At 30.1% G+C, this 24,126-nt stretch carries 27 protein-coding genes and 1 tRNA gene; 18 read left to right on the plus strand and 10 right to left on the minus strand.

Annotated elements, in window-relative coordinates:
- Nucleotides 1-62 precede the first annotated feature (62 nt).
- Nucleotides 63-2,303, plus strand: a complete 2,241-nt coding sequence (locus AC3ATN_RS06605; protein ID WP_487532478.1) for an aminotransferase class III-fold pyridoxal phosphate-dependent enzyme — start codon at nucleotides 63-65, stop codon at nucleotides 2,301-2,303.
- Here the strand turns inward: AC3ATN_RS06605 and AC3ATN_RS06610 are convergent.
- The 3 genes from AC3ATN_RS06610 to AC3ATN_RS06620 are packed head-to-tail and all read right to left on the minus strand — an operon-like array spanning nucleotide 2,296 to nucleotide 5,310.
- Nucleotides 2,296-2,853, minus strand: a complete 558-nt coding sequence (locus tag AC3ATN_RS06610; protein WP_487532479.1) for a nitroreductase family protein — start codon at nucleotides 2,851-2,853, stop codon at nucleotides 2,296-2,298. The genes AC3ATN_RS06605 and AC3ATN_RS06610 overlap by 8 nt on opposite strands.
- A 3-nt stretch (nucleotides 2,854-2,856) precedes the next feature.
- Nucleotides 2,857-4,671: a SulP family inorganic anion transporter gene (locus AC3ATN_RS06615; RefSeq protein ID WP_487532480.1), complete on the minus strand. Its 1,815-nt coding sequence runs from the start codon at nucleotides 4,669-4,671 to the stop codon at nucleotides 2,857-2,859.
- A 3-nt stretch (nucleotides 4,672-4,674) separates the two neighbouring features.
- Nucleotides 4,675-5,310, minus strand: coding sequence for a carbonic anhydrase family protein (locus AC3ATN_RS06620; RefSeq protein ID WP_487532481.1), 636 nt, complete (start codon nucleotides 5,308-5,310; stop codon nucleotides 4,675-4,677).
- A 190-nt stretch (nucleotides 5,311-5,500) separates the two neighbouring features.
- On the opposite strand from AC3ATN_RS06620, the gene AC3ATN_RS06625 reads away from it, so the two are divergent.
- Nucleotides 5,501-5,749 (plus strand): hypothetical protein, encoded by a 249-nt coding sequence (locus AC3ATN_RS06625; RefSeq protein ID WP_487532482.1) that lies wholly within the window; start codon nucleotides 5,501-5,503, stop codon nucleotides 5,747-5,749.
- Nucleotides 5,750-5,996: 247 nt separating this feature from the next.
- Nucleotides 5,997-6,068: transfer RNA gene (locus AC3ATN_RS06630), tRNA-Arg, on the plus strand.
- Nucleotides 6,069-6,203: 135 nt separating this feature from the next.
- Here the strand turns inward: AC3ATN_RS06630 and AC3ATN_RS06635 are convergent.
- Nucleotides 6,204-6,788 (minus strand): nuclear transport factor 2 family protein, encoded by a 585-nt coding sequence (locus AC3ATN_RS06635; protein WP_487532483.1) that lies wholly within the window; start codon nucleotides 6,786-6,788, stop codon nucleotides 6,204-6,206.
- A gap of 123 nt (nucleotides 6,789-6,911) precedes the next feature.
- A complete protein-coding gene (locus AC3ATN_RS06640; protein WP_487532484.1) occupies nucleotides 6,912-7,688 on the minus strand; it encodes a 2OG-Fe(II) oxygenase in 777 nt (258 codons plus the stop codon).
- A 73-nt stretch (nucleotides 7,689-7,761) separates the two neighbouring features.
- Here AC3ATN_RS06640 and AC3ATN_RS06645 point away from each other — a divergent pair, with 73 nt between their 5' ends.
- From AC3ATN_RS06645 to AC3ATN_RS06670, 6 genes are all read left to right on the plus strand, one after another.
- A complete protein-coding gene (locus tag AC3ATN_RS06645) occupies nucleotides 7,762-8,373 on the plus strand; it encodes a class I SAM-dependent methyltransferase (protein WP_487532485.1) in 612 nt (203 codons plus the stop codon).
- 10 nt (nucleotides 8,374-8,383) lie between these two features.
- Complete coding sequence (locus tag AC3ATN_RS06650) at nucleotides 8,384-8,629, plus strand: 4a-hydroxytetrahydrobiopterin dehydratase (protein WP_487532486.1); 246 nt, start codon at nucleotides 8,384-8,386, stop codon at nucleotides 8,627-8,629.
- A complete protein-coding gene (locus AC3ATN_RS06655; protein WP_487532487.1) occupies nucleotides 8,626-9,294 on the plus strand; it encodes an SGNH/GDSL hydrolase family protein in 669 nt (222 codons plus the stop codon). The genes AC3ATN_RS06650 and AC3ATN_RS06655 overlap by 4 nt, the downstream gene beginning before the upstream one ends.
- A gap of 9 nt (nucleotides 9,295-9,303) precedes the next feature.
- Nucleotides 9,304-9,552 (plus strand): hypothetical protein, encoded by a 249-nt coding sequence (locus AC3ATN_RS06660; protein ID WP_487532488.1) that lies wholly within the window; start codon nucleotides 9,304-9,306, stop codon nucleotides 9,550-9,552.
- The gene (locus AC3ATN_RS06665; RefSeq protein WP_487532489.1) at nucleotides 9,542-10,093 is read left to right on the plus strand and encodes a CAP family protein; all 552 of its coding nucleotides are present in this window, start codon (nucleotides 9,542-9,544) and stop codon (nucleotides 10,091-10,093) included. Before AC3ATN_RS06660 ends, AC3ATN_RS06665 begins: the two co-directional genes overlap by 11 nt.
- A gap of 140 nt (nucleotides 10,094-10,233) precedes the next feature.
- Nucleotides 10,234-10,863 carry a recombinase family protein gene (locus tag AC3ATN_RS06670; protein WP_487532490.1) on the plus strand — a complete coding sequence of 210 codons (630 nt, stop codon included), beginning with the start codon at nucleotides 10,234-10,236 and terminating at the stop codon, nucleotides 10,861-10,863.
- A gap of 25 nt (nucleotides 10,864-10,888) precedes the next feature.
- Here AC3ATN_RS06670 and AC3ATN_RS06675 read toward each other — a convergent pair whose 3' ends face one another.
- From AC3ATN_RS06675 to AC3ATN_RS06685, 3 genes are all read right to left on the minus strand, one after another.
- Nucleotides 10,889-11,176 carry a TIGR03643 family protein gene (locus tag AC3ATN_RS06675; RefSeq protein ID WP_487532491.1) on the minus strand — a complete coding sequence of 96 codons (288 nt, stop codon included), beginning with the start codon at nucleotides 11,174-11,176 and terminating at the stop codon, nucleotides 10,889-10,891.
- A gap of 302 nt (nucleotides 11,177-11,478) precedes the next feature.
- Nucleotides 11,479-11,682 (minus strand): hypothetical protein, encoded by a 204-nt coding sequence (locus AC3ATN_RS06680; protein ID WP_487532492.1) that lies wholly within the window; start codon nucleotides 11,680-11,682, stop codon nucleotides 11,479-11,481.
- A 24-nt stretch (nucleotides 11,683-11,706) separates the two neighbouring features.
- Nucleotides 11,707-11,967: a YkoF family thiamine/hydroxymethylpyrimidine-binding protein gene (locus AC3ATN_RS06685; RefSeq protein WP_487532493.1), complete on the minus strand. Its 261-nt coding sequence runs from the start codon at nucleotides 11,965-11,967 to the stop codon at nucleotides 11,707-11,709.
- Nucleotides 11,968-12,294: 327 nt separating this feature from the next.
- Here AC3ATN_RS06685 and AC3ATN_RS06690 point away from each other — a divergent pair, with 327 nt between their 5' ends.
- The 3 genes from AC3ATN_RS06690 to AC3ATN_RS06700 all read left to right on the plus strand — a co-directional run bounded on the left by AC3ATN_RS06690 (nucleotide 12,295) and on the right by AC3ATN_RS06700 (nucleotide 15,807).
- Nucleotides 12,295-12,969, plus strand: coding sequence for a DUF2490 domain-containing protein (locus tag AC3ATN_RS06690; RefSeq protein WP_487532494.1), 675 nt, complete (start codon nucleotides 12,295-12,297; stop codon nucleotides 12,967-12,969).
- Between the two features lie 858 nt (nucleotides 12,970-13,827).
- Nucleotides 13,828-14,019, plus strand: a complete 192-nt coding sequence (locus tag AC3ATN_RS06695; RefSeq protein ID WP_487532495.1) for a cold-shock protein — start codon at nucleotides 13,828-13,830, stop codon at nucleotides 14,017-14,019.
- A gap of 186 nt (nucleotides 14,020-14,205) precedes the next feature.
- On the plus strand, nucleotides 14,206-15,807 hold the full coding sequence (locus tag AC3ATN_RS06700) for a GMC family oxidoreductase (protein ID WP_487532496.1): 1,602 nt from the start codon (nucleotides 14,206-14,208) through the stop codon (nucleotides 15,805-15,807).
- A gap of 359 nt (nucleotides 15,808-16,166) precedes the next feature.
- On the opposite strand, the gene AC3ATN_RS06705 is transcribed toward AC3ATN_RS06700, so the two are convergent.
- Nucleotides 16,167-16,772: an IMPACT family protein gene (locus AC3ATN_RS06705; protein ID WP_487532497.1), complete on the minus strand. Its 606-nt coding sequence runs from the start codon at nucleotides 16,770-16,772 to the stop codon at nucleotides 16,167-16,169.
- Between the two features lie 95 nt (nucleotides 16,773-16,867).
- On the opposite strand from AC3ATN_RS06705, the gene AC3ATN_RS06710 reads away from it, so the two are divergent.
- The 4 genes from AC3ATN_RS06710 to AC3ATN_RS06725 all read left to right on the plus strand — a co-directional run bounded on the left by AC3ATN_RS06710 (nucleotide 16,868) and on the right by AC3ATN_RS06725 (nucleotide 20,230).
- A complete protein-coding gene (locus AC3ATN_RS06710; RefSeq protein ID WP_487532498.1) occupies nucleotides 16,868-17,224 on the plus strand; it encodes a DUF2237 family protein in 357 nt (118 codons plus the stop codon).
- 104 nt (nucleotides 17,225-17,328) lie between these two features.
- Nucleotides 17,329-17,499 (plus strand): hypothetical protein, encoded by a 171-nt coding sequence (locus AC3ATN_RS06715; RefSeq protein ID WP_487532499.1) that lies wholly within the window; start codon nucleotides 17,329-17,331, stop codon nucleotides 17,497-17,499.
- 645 nt (nucleotides 17,500-18,144) lie between these two features.
- Nucleotides 18,145-18,816, plus strand: a complete 672-nt coding sequence (locus AC3ATN_RS06720; RefSeq protein WP_487532500.1) for a hypothetical protein — start codon at nucleotides 18,145-18,147, stop codon at nucleotides 18,814-18,816.
- Between the two features lie 4 nt (nucleotides 18,817-18,820).
- Nucleotides 18,821-20,230 carry a BspA family leucine-rich repeat surface protein gene (locus tag AC3ATN_RS06725; protein ID WP_487532501.1) on the plus strand — a complete coding sequence of 470 codons (1,410 nt, stop codon included), beginning with the start codon at nucleotides 18,821-18,823 and terminating at the stop codon, nucleotides 20,228-20,230.
- Between the two features lie 137 nt (nucleotides 20,231-20,367).
- On the opposite strand, the gene AC3ATN_RS06730 is transcribed toward AC3ATN_RS06725, so the two are convergent.
- Nucleotides 20,368-22,575 (minus strand): CRTAC1 family protein, encoded by a 2,208-nt coding sequence (locus tag AC3ATN_RS06730; protein ID WP_487532502.1) that lies wholly within the window; start codon nucleotides 22,573-22,575, stop codon nucleotides 20,368-20,370.
- A gap of 162 nt (nucleotides 22,576-22,737) precedes the next feature.
- On the opposite strand from AC3ATN_RS06730, the gene AC3ATN_RS06735 reads away from it, so the two are divergent.
- Both AC3ATN_RS06735 and AC3ATN_RS06740 read left to right on the plus strand, forming a co-directional pair.
- Nucleotides 22,738-23,160, plus strand: coding sequence for a hypothetical protein (locus AC3ATN_RS06735; RefSeq protein ID WP_487532503.1), 423 nt, complete (start codon nucleotides 22,738-22,740; stop codon nucleotides 23,158-23,160).
- 199 nt (nucleotides 23,161-23,359) lie between these two features.
- Complete coding sequence (locus AC3ATN_RS06740; RefSeq protein ID WP_487532504.1) at nucleotides 23,360-24,028, plus strand: Tat (twin-arginine translocation) pathway signal sequence containing protein; 669 nt, start codon at nucleotides 23,360-23,362, stop codon at nucleotides 24,026-24,028.
- The last annotated feature ends 98 nt before the right edge of the window (nucleotides 24,029-24,126 follow it).

A 24,126-nucleotide genomic window follows, 5' to 3' on the forward strand; every position in this document is an offset into this window, starting at 1 on the left:
TCTTATCTAAAACTTAAACCCTGCCTATTGGCGGGGTTTTTTGTATTTAGTATATTTAAAACATGAATGATTTATTAGAATCTCATTTCGGCATAATCCCTCTTAAAGTTGAGAAATTAAATGGATATGACAGCATAAATTATTTGGTGAAAACAAACGATAATAAGTATCTATTCAAAACATATAATACCCTAGAGCTTTTGCCTTTTTTAAAGGCTGAAACCGAAGCTTTAAAGTTTTTAGATAATAATAAAATATTTAATTCGCCAATGCCAATAGAGTTTTTAGATGGCGAATATGTAAAAAAAATAACTTACAAAGGGCAAGAAATTTTGATTCGACTTTTGTCTTATATAGAAGGGGTTTTTATAGGAGAAATTAAGTCTTCAACTGAAATTACAAATTCACTCGGTATTTTATTAGCCAAATTAAATTTAAAACTTCAGTCATGGGATAATTCTGTAATTAAAAGTAAAGAGTCCGTGTGGAATTTAAATTCCTTCACAATGTGCAAGGAGTCCATTTACCTAATTGAAAAATATTCAGACAGAAACTTGGTTCACTATTTTTTTCAGCAATATGAGTTTGAGGTCATACCACATGAACAAAAATTAAGAAAATCAATAATTCATAATGATGCAAATGAATGGAATTTACTTGTTGAAAATAATTTAGTTACTGGTATAATTGATTTTGGAGATATTTCATATTCTGATTTAATAAATGAATTAGCAATAGCAATTGTTTATAATTCCTATAAAGAGTCAGATTACTTATTCTGGGCAGAAAAACTAGTAGCATCGTACAATTCTATAATCCCATTAGAAGAAATTGAAATTAAGATTCTTTATTATAAAGTTGCTTTGAGACTATGTGTTAGTGCTTGTAATTCTGCGAAAGCTAAAAATACAAATCCTGAAAACAAGTATGCAATACATAGTGAGTCAAAAATATTAAAGATGTTGAGAGAGTGGATTAAAATTAGTCCATTTCGTGCAGAAAATTTTTTTAGAAAAGCCTGTGGTTATAAGAAATTGATACCAACTGAAAAAGCTTCTTTGATATCAAGAAGAAAAGAAATTTTCAGCACTAGTATATCGCTTAGCTATAAAACTCCTATTTTGTTTAAAAAGGCTGCATTTCAATACATGTATGATGAACAAGGGAATACATTTTTAGATGCTTATAACAATATTCCTCATGTTGGACATTGTCATCCAAAAACAATTAAAGTAGGTCAAGATCAAATGTCAAAATTAAATACAAATACCAGATATTTGTATGATTCTCTTTATGATTATTCAGAAAAATTACTCGCTAAATTTCCAAAAAGTCTGAATAAAATTTTCTTAGTAAATTCTGGAAGTGAGGCTTCTGATTTAGCAATCAGAATTGCCAAATGGTATACTAAAAAAAATAAGCTAATGGTGGTTGAGCAAGGATATCATGGACATACTCAAATTGGGATTGAAATAAGTGATTATAAGTTTAATAATTCCAAGGGTATTGGGCAACAGGAACATATTTTAAAAATACCTCTTCCGGATTATAAAAACAAGATAAAGTCAGTTGATCAAATAATTCATGGATTCGATAACCAACTAAATAACAATAGGAATAACGTAGCTCTTTTTATAAGTGAAACAATTTTAGGGTGTGCTGGACAAGTTCCCCTTCCAAAAAATTTTTTAAAAAATGTTTACTCCAAAATACGAGATCAGGGTGGTGTTTGCATTGCAGATGAAGTTCAGACTGGGTTTGGTAGAAGTGGAAATCATTTTTGGGCTTTTGAAGATCAGGATGTTGTTCCTGATATGGTTATCATTGGAAAGCCTATGGCAAACGGTCATCCAATGGGTGCTGTAATAACATCAAAAAAAATAAGTGATTCTTTTGGAGAGGGCGTTGAGTTTTTTAGCTCCTTTGGAGGAAACCCTGTTTCTTGTGAAATAGCTAATACTGTTTTAGAAATTATAGAAGAAGAAGATTTGCAGTCAGAAGCAAAAGAAATAGGAGAATATTACATGAAGAAGTTGAAAAGTTTAAAAAAGGATAGTTATTTTATAGGAGAGGTCAGAGGTAAAGGTCTTTTTTTAGGTATTGAGATAATCACTAAATCTGGCAACCCTAATCCTATTCTCGCTCAAAAAATTAAAAATGGTTTAAGAGATAAATTTATTCTTGTCGGAACAGATGGAGAGTTTAACAATGTAATCAAAACCAAACCTCCCCTATGTTTTAATAAACAAAATGTTGATCAGGTTATATTAGAATTTTCTAAAATTATTAAAAAAATTAATTAAACCTTTCGATTTTATCTTCAAAATTACCAGGCGTTCTAGGTTCTATTTCAACTGAGTATTTTCCCATGTAAAAAAATCCAAGACATTTTTCACCTTCCTTTAGAGTAATATGCTCTCCTAAATAATTCATTAACGAAGGGGAGCTCCAATACGAACCAATACCTATACTACTTGACATAAGCCACAAGTTTTGGACTGCCATTGATACAGAGGCCAATTCTTCCCACTCTGGGATGGATTCCTTTGGATCTCTCTGCATACAAATAGCTATTACAACAGAGGATTTATTAATTTTTTCTTTAATTTTTTCATACCTAAACTTAGAAAAAGTTTGAGTTGTTTCTTGATATTTACCAGCTAAAAAATCACCTAACTTTTGTTTAGAGTTCTTTTTAAAAACCTTAAATCTCCAGGGCTCTGTTTTTCTGTGAGTGGGAGCCCAATTGGCAGCTTCTAAAATTTTATTTAACTCCTTTTCATTTATTGGAGATTCATTATACAGATTTGGCATTATTGACCTTCTGTTCTTAATTATTTTATAAATGTCCATTGATTAAACAACATTGTCTTTTAGCCAGACAAGGCTTTCGTCAAAATTTGAAAAAACTTGTTCAGCAGGTATCAAGTCAGGTATTATATCTATTCTCTCCATCATATACTTGGGTTGTTCAACTATATTTACAAGTAATACTTTCTTGCCAGAGTTAATCAAATCAACTAAAACATCCTCCATTGCATATAATCCTGACTGATCAATGTATGGCATTTTGTTAAGACGAATAATGACAGTTGTAGCGTTTTCAGGTATTTGCTTAGCTAATTGTTGAAAATCCGAAGTAGATCCAAAAAACAAAGGTCCTTCAATATGTTTTATAAATACATTTTTAGGAACATTTTTTTCATCGTCCCAAGGAATTTCTTCAAGAGGAATAATTGATGATCTCTGAGCGGTTAAGTCTCCAATTTTTTTCATAAACATCAAAGATGCAATTATAAGACCTATACCAACAGCATATACAAGGTTCCATACAGATGATAATACCAATACAATCAACATTATTGCAACTTCAGCTCTAGGCATGTATGGAATTGCTTTTAACCCTTTATAGTCCATCACACCAATTCCAACCGTAATCAAAATTCCAGCTAAAACTGCAGCTGGTATTAAAGAAGCAATAGGTCCTAGGGCTAATAAGATAATAAGCAATACAATTCCAGCAATCATCCCTGAAATTCTTGTTTTACCCCCTGCATTTATATTTACAACCGTTCTTATAGTTGCTCCTGCTCCTGGGATTCCACCAAAAAGAGCACCAATAGAGTTACCTATTCCCTGACCAATAAGTTCCTTATTCGGTTTGTGTTTTGTCTTTGTCATATTATCAGCTACTACCGATGTTAGAAGTGAATCAATTGCTCCCAACAAAGCAAGAGTAAGTGCAGTAAAAAAGTATGGAGTAATACTGCTCAAGTTAAATCCATAAAATATTTTAAAGTTAGGTAATGGCAGTCCGCTAGGTATTGTTTCAATTGTTCTATAGTCTAGTTTAAATACAATCGCAATTCCCGACATTACAAGAAGGGCTACAAGAGTGCTGGGAATAGCAGTCGTTATTCTTTTGAAGCCATAAATAATTATTATGGTACCTAGGGCAAGTAAAAGTTCTAAAATATTAATGTTTGTAAGTGAATTAGATAAAAACCTGATAGATCCAATTACACCTGAGGCTTCTGCTCCCGCAAGAGCTTTTGACTCTTTTAATATATCTTCTTCAGGAATATTTTGCGCTCTTTTGATTGTTTCTGTAATTTCTTCTAAAACAAGAATTCCTTCTTGCATTTCTTCATGTAATATATTGTCTAATATTAACTCTTCTGCTCTTGGCTTGAAGCTTTCAACAAATTCTTTGTCTTCGGTTGGATAATATCCAATTGCAGGTGCTATTTGTGTAAGAAGAATTATGACTCCTATTGCCGTCATAAATCCTGAAACTACTGGATATGGTATGTATTTGATATACTTACCAAACCCCACAACACCCAGGCAAATTTGTATAAGTCCAGATAATAAAAAAACTGTTAAAATCGACGGCAAAGCTTTAGACACATCTCCATCGTTTAAGGCTACAATACCCCCAATTACAACCATACTTACCGCTGTCATGGGAGCTGTAGGGCCAGAGATTTGTGTTTCAGTTCCGCCGAATAAAGCAGCAAAAAAACTTACAAAGATAGCCCCATATAATCCAGCACTAGGTCCTAATCCAGAACTAACTCCAAAAGCTAAAGCAAGTGGTAAGGCAACTATTCCTGCAGTAAGCCCACCAAAGATATCTCCCTTAATATTAGAAAAATTTAATTTATTCATTATTTAATTTTTAAAATTTACAATCCCAGTTTCTACATCATACATGGCTGAACATATCGAAACCTTATCAGAATCAATCATTTCTTTCAATATACTGCTGTGTGATTTAATATCGTTAATTGAATTATTTAAATTATTATTAGCGACAGAATTAACAAAATGAATATTGCTGGAATTCCTCATTTCCGATTGATCTGTCTTTGTTTTGTCAATGGCTGGTTTTATTTTTTGTAAAAGGTGCGTTAAATTTCCATCTTCCAATCCATCACATGCTCCTTTAACTGCACCACAAGATGTATGACCGAGAATAACTATTAATTTTACTCCTGCATACTTACATGCATATTCAATGCTACCTAAAACATCTTTGCTTATAACATTACCGGCAACACGCGCGCTAAAAATATCTCCAATTCCTTGATCAAAAATTGTTTCAACTGGTACTCTAGAATCAATACAACTTAAAACAATTGAAAATGGATACTGTCCATTTGATGTGTCAGAAATTTGAGATTTATAATCTCTTTCTACGAAGTTTTTATTTAAAAATCTCTCATTTCCTTTTTTTAAAAAGTTTAATGCTTCTGCGGAAGAAATTTGGGATTGTGATTTTTTTGTTTGAGCTTTAATATTATTCATTTGTAGGTTCTTAGTTGATTGCATTGCTAAAATAGATAAGAAAAATTAAAAAAAAATTAAAAAAAAATTAAAAATATGTTAAAATCTGTCTTGTTTTTAACTAATCTAAATATAAAATACTGATATATATTTATTTATATTGGTTCTAACCGCAATGCATTTTACATTTATATAAATTAAACTTAAAGTTATGTCTATAAGAATCGGTAATAGTTGCTCAAATTGTGATAGTATTCAATCAGATAATGTTTGTCAAATACATTCAGTCTCTGTAAATCCAACATATACATGTAATAGTTTTTCTATGAAAATATCTATAAAAAATGACGCTAGTTGCGTTACATGTGCACGTTACGAATCCCCAACATGTGCTAACCCTAAGAAAGCTGCTCCCAAAATGTCCTGTTCTCACTGGGCTCCTAGAAATGCTGTTGCTTAATATTATTAAATAAAAAGCCATGATTTGTTAAATTCTCTGGGTTTGATATTCTGAAAAAAACTTAAGACATCCCTTGTTTTACTATATCCTAGAATAAAAGTCTGGACAATTTTCGGTTTAATAGTTTCAATAGTTTTTGTTAGGCTTACATGATTTGAATGATTGGAAAAATTTAAAATGTTATTTTTCAAACAGGTTCATTCAAAATCTAATAATTACTTTTGATGGGTTTATAATAAAAAAATTAAGCCCCGTAGTTCAAAGGATAGAATAAAAGTTTCCTAAACTTTAGATACAGGTTCGATTCCTGTCGGGGCTACAAGTATTTTCCGTTACTAAAAATTCTAAGTCAAATTTGACTGACCAAGATTTAAAAGTTGAATTCATTAAAGTCTAACCAAAAAAAAACCAAGCCTCAGTAGGCTTGGTTTTTTAATTTTAAAATTATTAGCTACTATTTATCAGCTAAATATTTTTGAATCTGAACTTGCATTCCATTAACATCCATCCAGTCAGATAACTCAGCAATCTTTCCGTCTGAATTAAAGTTTAAAACTCCGTAGTACTTATTATAAACCTTAGCTCCTGACTCCGTATGAGTCCCTGACCAAGTTCCGTAAACTCTCATTCCATATGGACTAGAAGACGCTCCTTGATCTCCATCTCCTGATGAAAATGCTGAACCTGCCCAAAATGCTGGTGCGTTTGAATTTACTAACCCTTCACCTTCTGAAAAAATTATATTATCAAATTGATCAAAATAAAGTTGAAATTGTGATTTTGCATCATCATATCCAAGAATTTGATTTCCATTATATGCTGGAGGACTCCATTTTAAAGAATCTGCCATTGTAGCCATTAAATCTTCAATATTTTCTTCCTTAAAAGCTTTCCTATAAGCACTAAACGTTTCAATTTGGTTTTCAAAAATTGCCTTATCATCAGTAGAAGAAACATCCATTTTAACTTTTGTATCTACACTAGAGTTACACGATATTAAAATCAATGTTAATGTGACTAAACTAAATATTTTTTTCATTTTAAGTTTTTTTATTAAATTCAAAATTACAAATTTTAAATGAATAATAGCTTTTAAGTATTAAAAATCAATACGTTATAGTAATAAATTGTTTTTTTTTGCAATTAAATCTCCTTCAAAACTTTAAGCTGTTCTTCCAAAAAAAGTTTTTCTAGACTGCTCTGAAAGTGGGACACCCTCAATATTATTATAATTAAATGTGACTAGTATTCTTTCACCTTCAACAACCTGGGTCACCCTATGTAGTGACTTGTTTCCCTTAAAAATCATTAGATCACCCTCGAAAGCTGGCTGAACATTTGGCTCAATTTTATTGTCAAGAATATCTTCAACTAGTTGATAGTTTTCTGATCCGTCGTCACTGTAACGCATATCAGTAAAATATTGGTAATTGCCTCCTTTTTCACAGTTTTTAATTAGTAAAGTAATGGTGAAGTCAGAATTATCGAAGTGCCAGTCAAGTGCATCTCCAGACTCGTAGTAGTTAATGTTAACACTTGATAAGTCATCGCCATAAGGGTAAAGATTTGAAACTCCCAGTAAAGAAGAAAAAAACTTTTGAATTTTAGAAGAATTATATATCTGCATTAAATAGGATTTATCTGAAATTAAATCATTTGCTACGCACTTTTTAGTAGTCCTCATTATTCTATTTCTAGCACTATTAACTTCATACGATAAGTCTGTGGGTTTAACATAAACATTGTACTCTGAGCTACTATTATATGCGTCTGACTTTAATGAATTAGCCTCAACAACCATTTCTTTAAGAATTTTTTTAGATATAAAATCTTTGAAAACAAGTATTCCTTTATCCCTTAAAAGCTGTGAAAATTTATCTGTCGACGAAAAAAAAAATTCATCGTATTGTTTGCTTAATAGATCACTAAATTTTACCATTTTTAATGTTTTATCATTTAATCTAAAATTATAAAAATCTGAATTAATTATATACATTTAAAAAAATATTTATATGAAAAAAACTCCAATAGAAGTTTTTAGTAATTGGGTCGAAAGTGGTAAAGATTTAGGAATGGAAACCGGACACAGTAAGTCTGTAGATAATATGCTTGATTATGCCACCAAAAATCAAAAAAACTTCAGTTTTATTGATGCTGGATGTGGAAATGGCTGGGTGGTACGAAAAATTTCTAAAAATTCTAAATGTATATCTGCAACAGGAATCGATGGGTCTTTAAAAATGATAACTAAAGCAAAAAAATTAGATGCTTTTAATGATTATGTATGTGAAGACTTAAATAGTTGGATGCCAAAAAATAAAGTTGATATAGTTCATGCAATGGAAGTTTTTTATTATTTCGAAAGACCTGATAAATTAATCCGCTATATTTATTCTAATTGGCTAAAAAATAATGGGAGATTAATAATTGGGATAGACTTCTATTTTGAAAACACTGTTTCACATACATGGCCAGAGGATACAGGAGTTTCAATCATGAAACTATTAAAAGAAAACGAGTGGGTGAAATTTTTTAATGAAACAGGCTTCAAAGATGTAATTTCATGGAGGGTTGGTGAAAAAGAGGGTTGGAATGGAACTCTTATTATAACAGGTGTTAAATGATATAAAAATTATGAAAAATTGGATAATAAAAGACAATAAGCTTTTAAAAGAATTTAAGTTTAAAGATTTTAATGAATCTTTAATTTTTATAAATAAAATAGGTGCTGAAGCTGAGTCATTAAATCATCACCCAACAATTATTAACACGTATAACTCTGTTGTTATTGAGTTGTGGACACATACTGAAAACAAAGTAACTGAGCTTGATTATATATTAAAAGAAAAAATTGATCAAATACGTTCATCAATTTTATGATAAAAAATTATTATTGTAATTCATTATTGATTTTATTTTTATTATTGGTAAATACAGGTTGCTCTGAAAATTCTAATAAAATAAAATACCTTGCTCTAGGAGATAGCTATACAATTGGTGAGGGGGTTGAAATAGGTGAAAGATGGCCAAATCAACTGGCATTAAGGATTGGGAAGAAATACAATTCTCAGGTAGATCTTGAAATAGTAGCTAAAACAGGATTTACTTCGGCTGAATTATTAGATACAATCAGCAAAATAAATATTTCGAAAAATTATGACTTTGTTTCTCTTTTGATAGGAGTTAATAATCAGTATAAAAATTTAGACATATTACTTTTTCAAAAAGAATTAAATATTTTAATGGATAAGGCAATCAACTTTGCGAGTGGCAATAACGAAAAAGTATTTGTTTTGTCAATTCCAGATTGGGGAATTACTCCATTTGGGGTAATTAAAAAAAGAAGTAATGTAAGTGAGGAGATTGATGCCTATAATAAATTAGTTTATGAAATGAGTTCTTCTAAAGGAATTCAATATTATGATATTACAGATATCTCAAGAAAAGTTAATGAGATTGACGATTTATTAACTGGTGACAAACTCCATCCAAGTCCATTAATGTATTCCATGTGGGTTGATAAAGTCATTGATTTTTTTGATTAAAATTATAAAATGAAAAAAGTATTTTTTGGATATTTGACCACTAAAAATAAAATTATTACACGAATTATATCCTTTATTTTTATAATTTCTTCCCCTATTTTTTATTACAAAACTACCGATGGCCTTTTTGTTGAAGATGTTTTGGCTATGTACTTTTATGGTTCAAGTTTAGAGGTGTTTTATTTTTGGGGAAGCAGTTTTATTATTATAGTTTTGATTAGTGTCCTTCTTTCTAAAAATAAACAATATGAAAATTAATACTATGCTTTTTTTACTCATCCTTATTTTTAATGTTAACTGCTCAAAAGACTCAATTAGTATTGATGGTTCCTATTTATCTGAAGATGACATTACTTTAGCTTTAAAAATCCACAATGATGCAAGGTCAGATGTTGGAGTGCCAAATCTTAATTGGTCGAATAGTCTATCTGAAGATGCCTTAGAATGGGCCAAAATAATGGCTGAAAAAGAAGATATGTTTCACTCATCTAATGCTAGTAGACCTGGTCAAGGAGAAAATTTATATTATTGGTGTTGCAGTACTGGTGAAATCGAATCTTTTAGCGCTACTCCTGGAGGAGACGCATCACAGTTATGGTACAATGAAATCTCTGATTATACTTACTCAGAAATTGGATCTCCTTTAAACGCTGATGTAATGATAGGTCATTATACTCAAATGATATGGGATTCAACAACTGAGGTTGGAATGGCTCAGGCCAAAAGTAAATCGGGTAAGCTTTTTGTAGTTGCAAGATATAGCCCTCCAGGAAACTGGGTAGGAAATTTTCCATATTAATTAATGTAATAAATTATAACATATTAAAAATAGTGTATTATTATTATTATGATATAATTTATAATATATATTTATAACACTATAAAAATATTATATCTATTTTTATAGTGTTATATTTTATTATATCTTTAAAGAAAAAATTGAAGGCGGCAAAATACATTAAACTTGAAACTTCTGACCCAAACGACTCACGACAAACAATAAAACATACTCCTGATGGTTTAAGATATTTAGAAGTGGTGGATAAGTGTAGCGATAGAATTGCTTTTTTAGACAGAGAGCTTGGAAAAAATATAATCAAACTTGCATCTTCTAATGAGATTGACACTCTTTTGGTTTATACAATAAGCTTTCTAGGTAAAAATGGGCTTGATATCTTGAATACTATAAAAACACTAATCATTCTTAACATTAATATTAAGGCTGAAAAAGAAGGCTTAGAGACACTGAATGCCGACGGAAGCATCAACAATTCTATACTTACTTTGGTCAACATGATGAGTTCAATTTATGAACATGAAAAAAATATAAAAATCCAAAAACAAAAAAAAGGAATAATCTTCGCTAAACAAAAAGGGGTTTATGAATCCAACGGAGGTTATAAACCAAAACTTAGCTATTCTGGGTTTATAAATAAAGAAAAAAATAAAAATTGTTTAATAGAGTTACAAAAAGGAGAAAGTATTCGGAAATCAGCTGAACTATCTGGAGTATCCTTAGGGACTTCAGTAAAAGTTAAAAAGCTTGCTGAAGAAAATGGGGATCTATAAAAACTAAGTATATAGATTAAATCTTTTAACGTTTTGAAACTTTATTATTAGAAATTGATCTTTGACGAGAACATTTAAACCTATCGATTTCAGATTCTCTTATTTTTACATGCTTCGTTTTCCTTCCCTGAACTCTTTCTCGCCACAACCGAAAACTCTTTGGCTTTAGCTCATTTCGCATCAACTTAATAACATCTTGTTCTTTTAGTCCAAATTGAGACAAAATAGCATCAAAGGGTGTTCGATCCTCCCAAGCCATTTCAATAATTCTATCTACTTTCTCAACAGGAATTAATTTTAAATCTTTTTTCATAATAACTTGATTTTAAATACAATATTCGCCTATGATATTTTCTTATTGTTATCTAAAAAATAGGAAACGCCTACTAGAATTATTCCTAAAATGAAAAGCATCTCTTTATTCTCCAGTAAAAAGTCGAATAAAGCCAATATTATACTTATTACAACAAGTGAAGCCCCTATATACTTTGAAATATATTTCATTAAACCTTTTATTAAAACTTAATAGTTACTAGAAGTCTATAAACAACATAAACACCAATTATCGTCCATATTATTCGTCTATTTTTAATGTACCATTCCATTGTTAAAGTTTTATTTAGAGTCTCTATCAATATTCAAAATTACAGCCAATAATATAGAAACTGCAATGATTAGCAATCCAATAATAAAAAAATGATCTGAAGGCTTAGCCCCTTCTAAAAAGCCTTCCCCTAACTTTTTGTCAATCAGATAAATAAATGATCCCAGCGGAAATAATATTAGGATAAAAGCCCATTTGCTTTGAATTTTTTTCATAAATAAAAGTTACGAATTTTATAATCAAAAATCCGGCTTATAATCACTCCTATCTCCCTTGATTAATTTTAAATATAGCATTATTGATTTTTCTTGAACAAAAACATCCTTAATCTCTTTATTTAAAAGACTCATTAACTGGTCGTACTCCCCGTAAACTTGAGTACTTAATGGGTTTTCCAAAACTTTTAAGTTTAAATGTCTAAGAGATTTAATAAATTTCTTAATTACAGGAATATAGTCGTCCTTAAGAGGTATTAGAGTTATTTCAGCAGAGATATTCATTCTATTGATTTAATTAAATTATTGTTTGTTTACGAAAGTAAATAATTATGACTTTTAATATAATCCCCCAATCCTTTTTTTTGAATTTGTAAATTTTTGTTTCGATTTCAATAGAGATGTAAGTGTTGAATTTAATTCATGTTTAAATTTATTTATTTTCTCTTTATCTCTAATTTTTTTGCCTGCATTGAAAGAGTTTTAAGAAGATACTTTTTCATTGGGTTTCAATTAAATAAAAATCTAATTTAATTTTTAATTAGCACTAAATAACTTTTTCTTTTAATTTTGAGGCATATTAATTTTAACTAACAGAAATTTATTTTTGAGATGAAAAAAATAAAATTAACTTTTTATTTGTTTTTTACTGCTGGCTGTTTATTCCAGCTAAAAGCTCAAGAGCGTCAAGATAACGCCTGGAAAGCTTTGTTTACTGATTTTAGCCTAACTGCAAGTAAAACTGTTCGTTTAGAGACGCATATAAGAACAAAAAGATTTTTTACTGAGAATGATCAATATTTAATTCGACCTTCAATAATTTTTAAGCTCAATAAATATTCAAGTTTTGCAACAGGTGTGTCATATTTATCAACTAATATGCCTGATAACCGTTTAATTGAAAACAACATCTGGCAGCAGTTTAGTTTTTCGCTCCCTATTAATCAAGTTAGCTATTTTGGTTGGATTCGTCTGGAACAAAGATGGAAAAAAAGAGGAAATCTTCCTCAAGATTTTGGCTCAAGAATCCGTTTTAGATCTGGCTTTCAGATCCCAATCAGAACAAAACTATCTTCGACTCATTTAGTTGTTTTTAATGAAGTTTTTCTCTTAATTGAAAAAAACTTTCCATACCAATATGATCAAAACTGGACGTTTTTTGGTTTTCAGCAAAAATTATCAAATAAATTAAGATTATTAAGTGGCTTCCAAAGAAACTCAATTAATAAAAAAGGAGGTTTTTTACATAAAAATATTTGGTCAACTTTACTTTTTTACAAATTATAATTTTTAAAATTTTAACAAATATTAATTAAGTTAAATCATTAGCTTAAATGCAGTATGATTGTATTTTTTTATGAACTATATTCGCGAAAAAATTCTTTTATCTAATCCTATTATTTCAAAAATTTAATGAATAGTATATTAATAGTTGTCTCGCTATCTGTGTGTACCTATACAATATTGAAAATTAAAGAAATCATTGACCCTTCACTGACACTAGCATTAATGACCGTAATGTTCCTCTTAGACGGTGCAATTTTATATGGATTTCACCTTTTGGGCTCTAACAACAAAGAAATCTCGGTAGGGATATTATTTGGAACAATCATTAAAGTGCTTTTGCTTCTTTTTGATGAATCGAACGGAAAGAAGTAAAATAAAAATATTATAATTAGGGGGTATTCCAAAGATAAATTGCGAGTGCAATAAGACAAATAATGTTTATAGCCATTGCTGTGTAAAAAATTTTCTTGGATGGTTTCAACTTTGTTATTTAATTTAAAATAATAAATTATTTTATATCTCTTTTAATCAAACTACATATTTTGAAATAAACTAACGATAAATAACCATAGATTTTTCCATAATAAATAAAATAAATGGCCTGATATAAGGCCTATTGTAAGGACTTTTTGACTTTTATTACCTCCGCCAAACAGACCGATTTTTTTTACCAAAAAAAATGACCCCAAGACACTTATTACGATCCAGATGAAAAAAGCAGCATAATCAATGAGTGTAAAAAAAGAAATCATCGTCTTTAAACAAATGTTTATTTGTCAACAATTTATAATTTTTTATACATAAATCACTAACAAAATTAAAATTTATATATTTGCAGTTCAAATTAAAAATATAATAATGAATAACGGAACAGTAAAATTTTTTAACAACAATAAAGGCTTTGGATTCATCACTCCTGATTCAGGAGATAAAGATGTTTTTGTGCATGCTAACAATCTAATTGATGACATCACAGAAGGAGACAAAGTAAGTTACGAATTAGAGTCAACTGAAAAGGGACCTAGCGCAATAAATGTGAAAGTAGCATAATTGCTATAAACATACCTTTACACAAAAGCCTATCATTTATGATAGGCTTTTTTTATACCCTTACTTAAGCAATTCTTCTTCTAGCCCCTACTGGAAATTAATAATAGAAAAAGTAAAACTTGCTTAAAAAAACTTCTATTTTTATATCTTATACATATAATATTCAATTCCATATTAGGAAATAAAATGGTTAAGTACGATTACATAATTATTGGAGCTGGTTCAGCAGGGTGTGTTTTAGCAAACCGACTCTCTAAAGATTTCAAAAATCGAGTTCTGTTAATTGAGGCCGGGGGGCCCGACGATAAAATTGAGATAGGTATTCCTGCTGGGTATGCTAATCTTCATCGATCTAATGTTGACTGGGGTTTCTGGACTGAACCTCAAAAGTTCGTTAATAATAGAAAAATATATTTACCAAGAGGCAAAACTTTAGGCGGCTCAAGCTCTACAAATGCAATGGCATATGTAAGGGGGAATAAATCAGACTATGATCATTGGAAAAGTTTAGGAAATAAAGGATGGTCCTATGATGAAGTTCTTCCTTATTTTAAAAAATCAGAATATAACGAGGATATTAATAATAAATACCACGGGGAAAAAGGATTATTAAATGTCTCTTATGCAAAAGGTTTTCAGACTCCATATGCTCAAGCTTTTATTGATGGTTGTTCTGAAGTAGGAATTCCAAAAACAGATGATTATAATGGCAAACACCAAAATGGAGCTAGTCTTCTTCAGTTTACAATAAAAGATGGGAAACGCCATAGTGCTGCATCAGCTTTTTTAAAGCCTGCAATGAAAAGAGAAAATCTAAATATTCTCACGTGGGCAAGAGTTAAAAAAATATTAATAAAAGACAAAAGGGCTATTGGTGTTGAGTTTTTAAATAAAAAAGGGGAGTTCAAAAAAGAGTTTGCTCATAAAGAAGTTATCCTATCCGCTGGAACCTTTCAATCTCCTCAAATACTTATGCTTTCTGGAATTGGAGATGCTAAAAAGTTGAAAGTAAGTGGTATTAAAGTAAATAAAAATCTCAAGGGTGTTGGAAGTAATTTACAAGATCATTTAATAGTACTTGTGTCAAGTCTTTCCAAGAATCAGGAAGGCTTTAATCATCATTTAAAACCAATGAATCAATTTTTTGACATTCTAAACTATTTTATTAATAAAAAAGGTCCAATGACTTGTAGCATATTGGAAGCTGCAGCTTTTTTTTCAGTCCACAACTCTATTAATCCAAATCTTCAATTCCACTTTTCTCCTCTCCAAATTGGAAGTGATTACACAACAGATGTTTATAATCCAAAAACATACCCTAAGATAGACGGATACTCAGTTGTACCTACACTACTTAAACCAAAAAGTAGAGGATACGTTGATATTAAATCAGCAAATTTTATGGATGACCCTATAATTCAACCCAATTTTCTTTCAGATGAAGAAGATTTAAAAATCTTAGTAACCGGAACTAAAAAAGCACTAGATGTTTTAAACTCCAATGCATTCAGCCCGTTTAGAAATGAAAATAATCTACCTAAAGATAAATCTGAAAATGGAATTATAGAGCATATCAAAAAATCTTTAGAAACGGTATACCATCCAGTAGGGACAAATAAAATGGGTGACGATAAAATGGCTGTTGTAGATGCTGAATTAAAAGTTCACGGATTGTTGGGCCTCAGGGTTGTAGATGCCTCAATTATGCCAACAATAGTTTCTGGCAATACAAATGCTGCATCGATAATGATTGCGGAAAAAGCTGCAGATATGATATTAAAATCATAAAATATAATTCCTCAAAATTAATCCTCTAATTACTATTAACCAAAAATTAAATAATTCGTGGTCTTTTGCTTCACTAGAGGATTAAAATTAAGTAAAATAGTATATTAAAAATATAAAAAAGTAAACAGTTAAATATCCTCTGTAATAATTCCTAATTTTTAAATACTCTTTGTTTTCTGGGTACAGATTGAAAAATAATCCTAAAATTTCTTTTTTAAATATAGGCTTAATATTGATTTTCCAATCATTTGTTTGATAAATGATTTTTCTAAATTTACTCCTAAAAAAGGAGCTTGGAATTCCCCAAAAAAATAAAAGAATCAATAAAATTGCTTTTTTGCTCAAAAGTTGATGTTTATTTAAATCTCTATTTGTAAAAACTCAATTTCTGGGTTTTGTCTAAAATGGTTACAAACTATTAAGTTATTATTTTTGGTTGTAAATACTTTAAAAACATAATATTCGTCCATTTCTCTTCTTGATATTTCAAGGTCATATTTTTTAACTGTACGCATAACAAAATTAATTAAAGGAAACTTAAATTTAATTTGAATTGGAATAATTATTTCTTTTGTAATAATATTATTTGCCTTTATAGTCAATTTAGCACATTCTTTATATGCAGAAATCAACCCTCCAATACCTAATTTAGTTCCTCCAAAATATCTAACTACAATAATTAAAATATTAGTGAGGTCGAATGACATTATCTGACCGTATATAGGGGTTCCAGCACTATTTCTTGGCTCTCCATCATCATTTAATCGGCAGGTTTTATTTGAAATCCCTATCTGATATGCATAACAAAAATGCCCGGCAGTATGGTGTGTTTTTTTTAGGTTATTTATATGTTTTCTAACCAATTCAACTTCATGTATCGGGAATGCATAGCCAATAAACTTACTTTGTTTTTCTTTCAACAAAAACTTAGAGCTTACATTAATAGTTCGATATGTGTTTTTCATTAATTTAAATATACTGAATAGTCCTTTTTTAGTTGTAATTAATAGTTTTTATATCTTGTGATTTTAATCATAACTTTTTAATTGACTGTTTAATTATGGAACTGAACATACTTGGTCAAAATCTAACTGAATGTTGTTTGAATCCTTTAACAGGCTATTTTAGAGATGGTTCTTGCAAAACAAACAATCTAGATCTAGGAACCCATACTGTCTGTGCGATAGTTAATCAGGATTTTCTTGAATATTCTGCTTCCATGGGAAATGATCTCATGACGCCCCAACCACAATGGGATTTTTTTGGATTAAAACCAGGAGACAAGTGGTGCTTGTGTGTTTTACGATGGCTAGAAGCAGAAAAAGTGGGTAAGGCACCTCCTATTGTTTTAGAGGCTACTCATGAAAAAACATTACAATTCACTTCATTAAAATTATTGAAAAAATATGGTATTTAATAACTATCTAATCCTAAGAGTGTGTATTTTAGACTGAGTTTATTATTTTAACAAAAAGATATTTAATTTTAAAACACATAGGTATATAATTAAAAATATAAAACATGAAACAATTTATAACAAAATGGTATCCAGTAATTTTAGCTTTCGCATGTATGTTATATTCTATTGGATTTGGTATTGCTGGCATGACTGATGAAGCTCAATATTCAGCTCATTGGCCTGGAACAATTTTATTGTTTGCAATAGCAATTAGACAAAGAAGAACATCATGAGCATAAGTTTTTTTATAGTGGGAGGTGTCATTTTCTCTTTATACATATACCTTACCTTGTGGAATATTTTCTATTCTAGTAGAAAACAAAGGCAAGAGAATTATCCAAAAATTTCTAAAAATCAAGATAAGAAGTCTGAAGAAAGTTGATTACGAGTACATTTGAAATGCGAAAAAACTTAAATTACTTTAAATTTATTCAAAGTAATTTTAGATATGTTTTATATTGGGATGTACTACCAAAAAACATATATGGCTAATAACAGCCCTCCAATTAAAAACGAAAAACATCCTGTAAAGAAGCATCCTTGATAAATATCTTTTTCTCTTATCATCTCTTCGGCCATAATCAAATATAGCTCAAAAATAAATTCAAGATTATTTTAAAAGTTTAGACATATTTTTTTTGATATGTATTTTACTATTTTTTATAGTTTTTATTAATCATATAAATAAACAAGGGTGGAACAAAAAAAATAAAAATTATTCCAAAAAATACATATAGGAAATAACCTAAAATACCCGAGAAGATTAAAGCTAACAAGTATTTGTTTTTCATATAATAATATTAAAATCATTGTCCCAATTACTCGAAACTAAGGACGAAGTATTAGGATGTTTTTTATTTGTTACTTTTATAAAATATATGAAAAAAGTTCTATTTTTTTGTCTTTTGATTACATCTTTTCATGTTTATTCTCAAAAAGAATTTAGTAATGTGGTTTTAAACAGAACTTCTAATCGTAGTCCTTTTAGAGGCTTTGCTATAGGGTTTTTAGTTCAAGGCCAATTAAAATATCCGTATCCATATTATGGCCCTGAAGTTAATGGTTTGTATAATGACGGTGCTTATCATTATATGATTGATTTTTATATAAAAAAATTCTTGGTTGGCTTTCAAGTGACGGATGAGTATTTATATCTCCAAAAAAATGATTCCAATGCTGTTTGGAAGCCGAGAGGCTTTAATGGTAGTTTTACTTCGCTCACAAGAGCTTATTGGATTTCATTAGGGTACAACATTTATGATGAGTTTAATTTTAAATTAAGTATTGGTTTTAGAAATGGCCCAAAAAAGAGTTTTCTTATGACCAGTAAGTCTCCGTCTGAAATTGCTGTTGGGTTTAATTATAATGACCCCTCTAATTTACTTAATGAGCCCGGAGAGATGATGGATGGATATTCTGAAATTGATTTTTCAGCATCAATAAATTATCCTATAAAATTGTATAGAAAGATAGCTGCTGTTCCTGAGATTGGATATTCTTTTAAACACGGAGGGTTGATAACAGGCATGAGTTTTCTATTTTTAAATTAATAGTATGAAAAGATTATATTTTTTTGTTTTATTGCTTTTACTGAATGGTTGCTTTGATCGTGTTTTATCTGATGATGTTTTTGAAATTACTAAGGCAAAATCACCACCAATTATTTTACTTATTGGCAGTCCTATAATTGATATAGAATTAGGCGTTGGTTTTGTTGATCCTGGATTTACTGCTACAGATTTAGACGATGGCGATCTCACATCTTTAGTAATTGTCTCTGGAACAGTTGACACTTCAATTACTGGTGCTTACCCTATAACATATACTGTAATAGATAGTGATGGTAATTCCATTTCAATAACTAGAACTGTAGTTGTAAGTCTAGATATACCTCCTGTAATTACTTTAACAGGTTCTCCAACTATTAACATAACCCTTGGAGATGATTTTACAGATCCTGGAGCTACTGCTAAAGATAATAAAGACGGAGATCTAACTGCTTCTCTAACAACTTCTGGGACAGTAGACACATCTAATGTGGGAACATACTCTATAGTTTATTCTGTTTCTGACTCTGGGGGTAATTCAACTTCTTTAATAAGAACAGTAATTGTAGGAGAGGCGTTAATATATTTTGAAACCGGTACCTGTAAGTGTCCGTTGGCATCAATAGGCCAGACTCAAACAATAAATGGAATAGTCTATATTGTTGTTGATAATAACTCTCTAAGATCTCAAGTCACAAACGCTAATTATAATTTATGTACGACATTAGTTACTGATATGAATGGACTATTTGAAGACAATTCATCTTTCAATTCTAGTATTAGTTTTTGGGATACTTCAAATGTAATCAGTATGATTGGGATGTTTAAAAATGCAAATACCTTTAACCAAGATATTGGAGGTTGGAATACTTCAAAAGTCACTAATAACAATAGTATGTTTGAAAATGCTACTTTATTTAATCAAGACATCGGAAATTGGGATACCTCAAGTATAATAAATATGCAAAATATATTTTATAACGCTAATTCATTCAACCAAGATATTGGAGCTTGGGATACTTCAAGTGTTATGAGTTTAGGTTATATGTTTAGAAAAGCTACATCATTCAACCAAGATATTGGAAATTGGAATACTTCAAACGTGATTAATATGTATAGTCTCTTTGATGGAGCTGAATTATTTGATCAAGATATTGGGGGTTGGGATACTTCTAATGTAGCTAGTATGCGTTTTCTTTTTAGAGGAGCTACTGCCTTTAATAAAAACATTGGGGCTTGGAATACGTCTAGTTCAAATATTATGACGGGTATGTTTTTTAATGCCTCTTCCTTTAATCAAGATATTTCAAGTTGGTGTGTGAAAAACTTTGTATCTAAACCTAGGGATTTTTCAATAAACTCACCTCTTACTGAAGAGAACAGCCCCCTGTGGGGAGGGGGGACTTGTTTAGATTGATTTTTTTGTGTGTTTGCTTAATACAAATAAGTTTATTTACAGCTGAGAAATTGTTTTTTAAATAATGCTGGTCTTTGACAATTTGATATTTAAATTGATTAGGCCAATAATAAACTTTCAGAATTGAGGATTTATTATTAATGATGATTTGTTGAGTTTTTTGTAAAATTGATCTTATTATACGGCTTTAGTACTAGTTTTTTTTGTTCTTCATTGAGTTTGTATTTTTTATTTACCTCTACTTTTTTAAAAATCTGCTCTTCTGAATTTGGCCATCTTATACTTAAATTATCTATTAGTTCACTTTTACCTAATCCTATTTCAGCTTGCAAGCTATTTGAGCCAAAACTTCCACCCGTATTAATTGAATGAAATACAGTTCTCCCATCGTCTAATTCGAGCTTTATCTGTGTCCCTATTGCGCTCCGATTTGACTGAACACCTTCTAAATTAATTACAATCCAATTATTTTTTGAAATGGGGTTTTCATAGCAAATATTAGGATAATTGTCTCCTTCATAAGCTCCTCCAAGAACGGCATAAATATCTTGATCCCCGTCATTATCCAAATCTGCAAAACCTACACCATGACCTTTTTGAATATGACCAAATCCTCCGGCAGAGGTTACTTCTTCAAAGTTAATACCGTCTTGATTTCTAAACATTCTGTTTGGAACAACAGAGGTGAATTCAGGAGAACCTGTACCTATATAAAAATCTGGCAACCCGTCATTGTCAAGATCACCAAAATTACTTCCCATACCATACAAGCTAAGATCAATATTAAAAGATTTGCTCTGATCACTAAAAGTTTCATCTCCATTATTAATATATAATTTTGATTTATTTGTGAGCACCTCTTTCCCTTGAGTTTCTCTTGCAAAATCACCAGATAGATTTTGTAAGTTGCGCTTATCGTAACTCGCAACAAAAATATCATTGAATCCATCATTGTTTACATCCCAAAACCATGTTGGAAAACTGAAATTAGGACCTTCAACCCCAGCTGTTTTAGTGATATTTTTAAATTTTCCAAGATCATTTCTTAATAATAAATTTTTTCCACCCATCACAGAAATATAGAGATCTGGCCATTTATCATTATTAATATCACCAAAGACAACACCCTTTACAAAACCTTCTATGGAGCCTAAATTATAATTTGCAGATTGTTCTAAAAACCTTCCGTTTTTTTGATTTATAAATAATTCGCAGGGATGAGACAGATTTTCATCTGATTCATTTCCTATAAAAAGATCAAGAAATCCGTCATTGTTTACATCAGCCCAAGCTGCTGTTTGAGTTGGGTGAAAAGATAGTAATCCTGCTTCTTTTGTTACATCAGAAAAAGTTCCATCACCATTATTTTTTAAAAGTGAATTTGGATGACTTCCTCCCTCACCAAGCCAGGCTCCTCTCAAAATAAAAATATCAATATTTCCATCATTATTATAATCTGCATGGATACAGTTGAGCCCACTAACTATGCCTTTTAATCCAGCATTTTCAGTATTATCAATGAAACCAGTGCCTGTGTTAATAAATAGTTTGCTTTGATCAGTCATCCCATAGGAAGTAGTGAAAATATCAATTAATCCATCATTGTTGAAGTCATCGAGGCTAACTCCTCCTGACAAACCATCTTGAGCAATTCCCAAATCAATTCCTACCTCTTCAAATAAGGGGAAATCTTTTTTTTCCCGATCCCAATTTGGATAATTTATGAGATATTTTTTTGGAACATTATCTGGATACTCTCCAACGGTCATATGTGCAAGATTTAATAACCATTTGTATTTTTCACTGGGGAATTTTTCATAAATCAGAGAGTAAATTTCTATAGCTTTATTGGATCCATTTTTTTCAATGTGGTAGGCTTCACTTCTTAGAGGTAAAATACAAGAATATGCATTGTGGTTGTTTTGACAATTAGTAACCTCTCCAAGTCTAAAATATGCCAAAGCTAGCAACTCAATAATTGGAAGTAAATCTTTATTTATGAGATCTTTATAAGAGATTTTTTGTCTTATAATTAGGTTTTCAATTTCATCAATACATATTTCATTATTACCCGATTTCAAAAGCTCTTGACAATATTTATACCAGTATATTATTTTTTCTTTAGGAGCAACTTTGGAGATTTGTGATTGATAGTGATTAGCAAGTTTCTCATTCCAATGATAGTAATTTAGTGGATTTCCCTGTTCGTTAAGGTCTTTTAAAGTGTTAACCATTGAAAACTTAACAGAATCATTTTCTTTTTGAATTCGAGTATAGCTTGTTTGACTATAAACCTTATTGCTCAAAACAATAAGTAGTGTTAAAAGAAAACATTTAATATTCATACTCAAATTATTCTTTGAAATTTTAGATTACTCATATAAAAATTTGATTGGTGAAAGATATTAAAAAGTAAAACAAAATCAATTAAGTGAACACTATCGGAATATAAATTCAGATATTTCTGTAAATTATTTTTTATATTATTTTAGTTAAAATTTTAAACAATGAAAAAACTATTTATTTTTTTACTTTTCGCTCCTCTAATTTCTCTAATTAATTGTTCAAAAGATGATCCCCAATTTGATCCAATTTCAGGAGTTTGGCTTAGTGAAAGTAACACTGACAATACTGATGGAGATACAGTCTACTATCAATACGCACATAATTTTACTGATGGACAGTTTGGTGTAAAAACAAAATTTTCTATCAATAGTGTTGAGAATTCTATATCTGAAAAAGGGGGGGCTTGGAAAAACAATGACCCAAACTGTAAGTTAGAGGACTGTCCTGGTGCAAATTCTATAAATCAAGAATACACAATAAATGGAGAAATTGTTTTTATTATATTCTCTAATAACTTCAATTCGCTAACCTGGAATGGTGTGAGATTTGAAAAAAAAGATGAAATCTTCTACAGTGATTTTTAATATAATATGTTTTATTTGACTTATTATTTTGCTTTTAAATACTGTTAAGAGGTGAGTGCTGATATTCATTGACAAAAAAATCTATACGGATGGTTCTCAGTTAAAATAAAATATAGATAATCTCCCTAACATCATTATATGGTTTTTATTAAAAAATAATTTTATATTTATTTTTTAATAAAACTATTAAACCAAAATTATGTCTCAGTCAAGAAGATCCTTTATTGCAGCATTAGCTTTAGGAACTACAGCAAGTGCATTCCCTTTACTTGAAGAAATTGAAAAGCTAGATTTGAATTTAGAAATTACTGATAATGAGGTTTCAGATGCAAATAAATGGGTGGCCAAAGTAAAAGGAACTAAAAAAATTGTGTACGACGGTACTTCCTTTAATAAAGGTTTTCCTGTGCACTGGAACTGGGCGTTTTATCAGTCCAACATCGACATGAAAGTTCCTGAAAATGAAATAACGGCAGTTACTGTTTTTAGATCGTTTGGGATTTCCCCAGCTTTTAAATCTGCCCTTTGGGAAAAATATGCTTTTGGGGAATTCTTCAAAATAACAGATAAAAAAACCGGAGAGCCTTCCGTTAGAAATTTTATTGATTTTCCCGAGAAAGGAGATTTACCAGCAGGAGGGACTACAGGTATCTCCGAAATGCTTGAAAAGGGTTCAATGTTTGCTGTTTGTGGAATAGCTACAAAAATCATTAGTGGTGTTGTTGCAAAAAGAATGAATTTGAACGCTGATGAAGTGTTTCAGGATTTTAAGGACCATGTTATCGAAGGAATCCAAATTGTCCCAACTGGAGTATGGGCGCTTGGAGAAGTTCAAGCCAAGGGATGTGGATATATTTTTGCAGGATAAATTTCTGTATGTGGAGTTATGAAAGAACCAAATAGACGATACGAAAGATCATAAACTATGGAAATAATTTGGCTCGATAATTATAAACTGAGGCACAA

It is taken from the genome of Candidatus Marivariicella sp. (genome assembly GCF_983056325.1).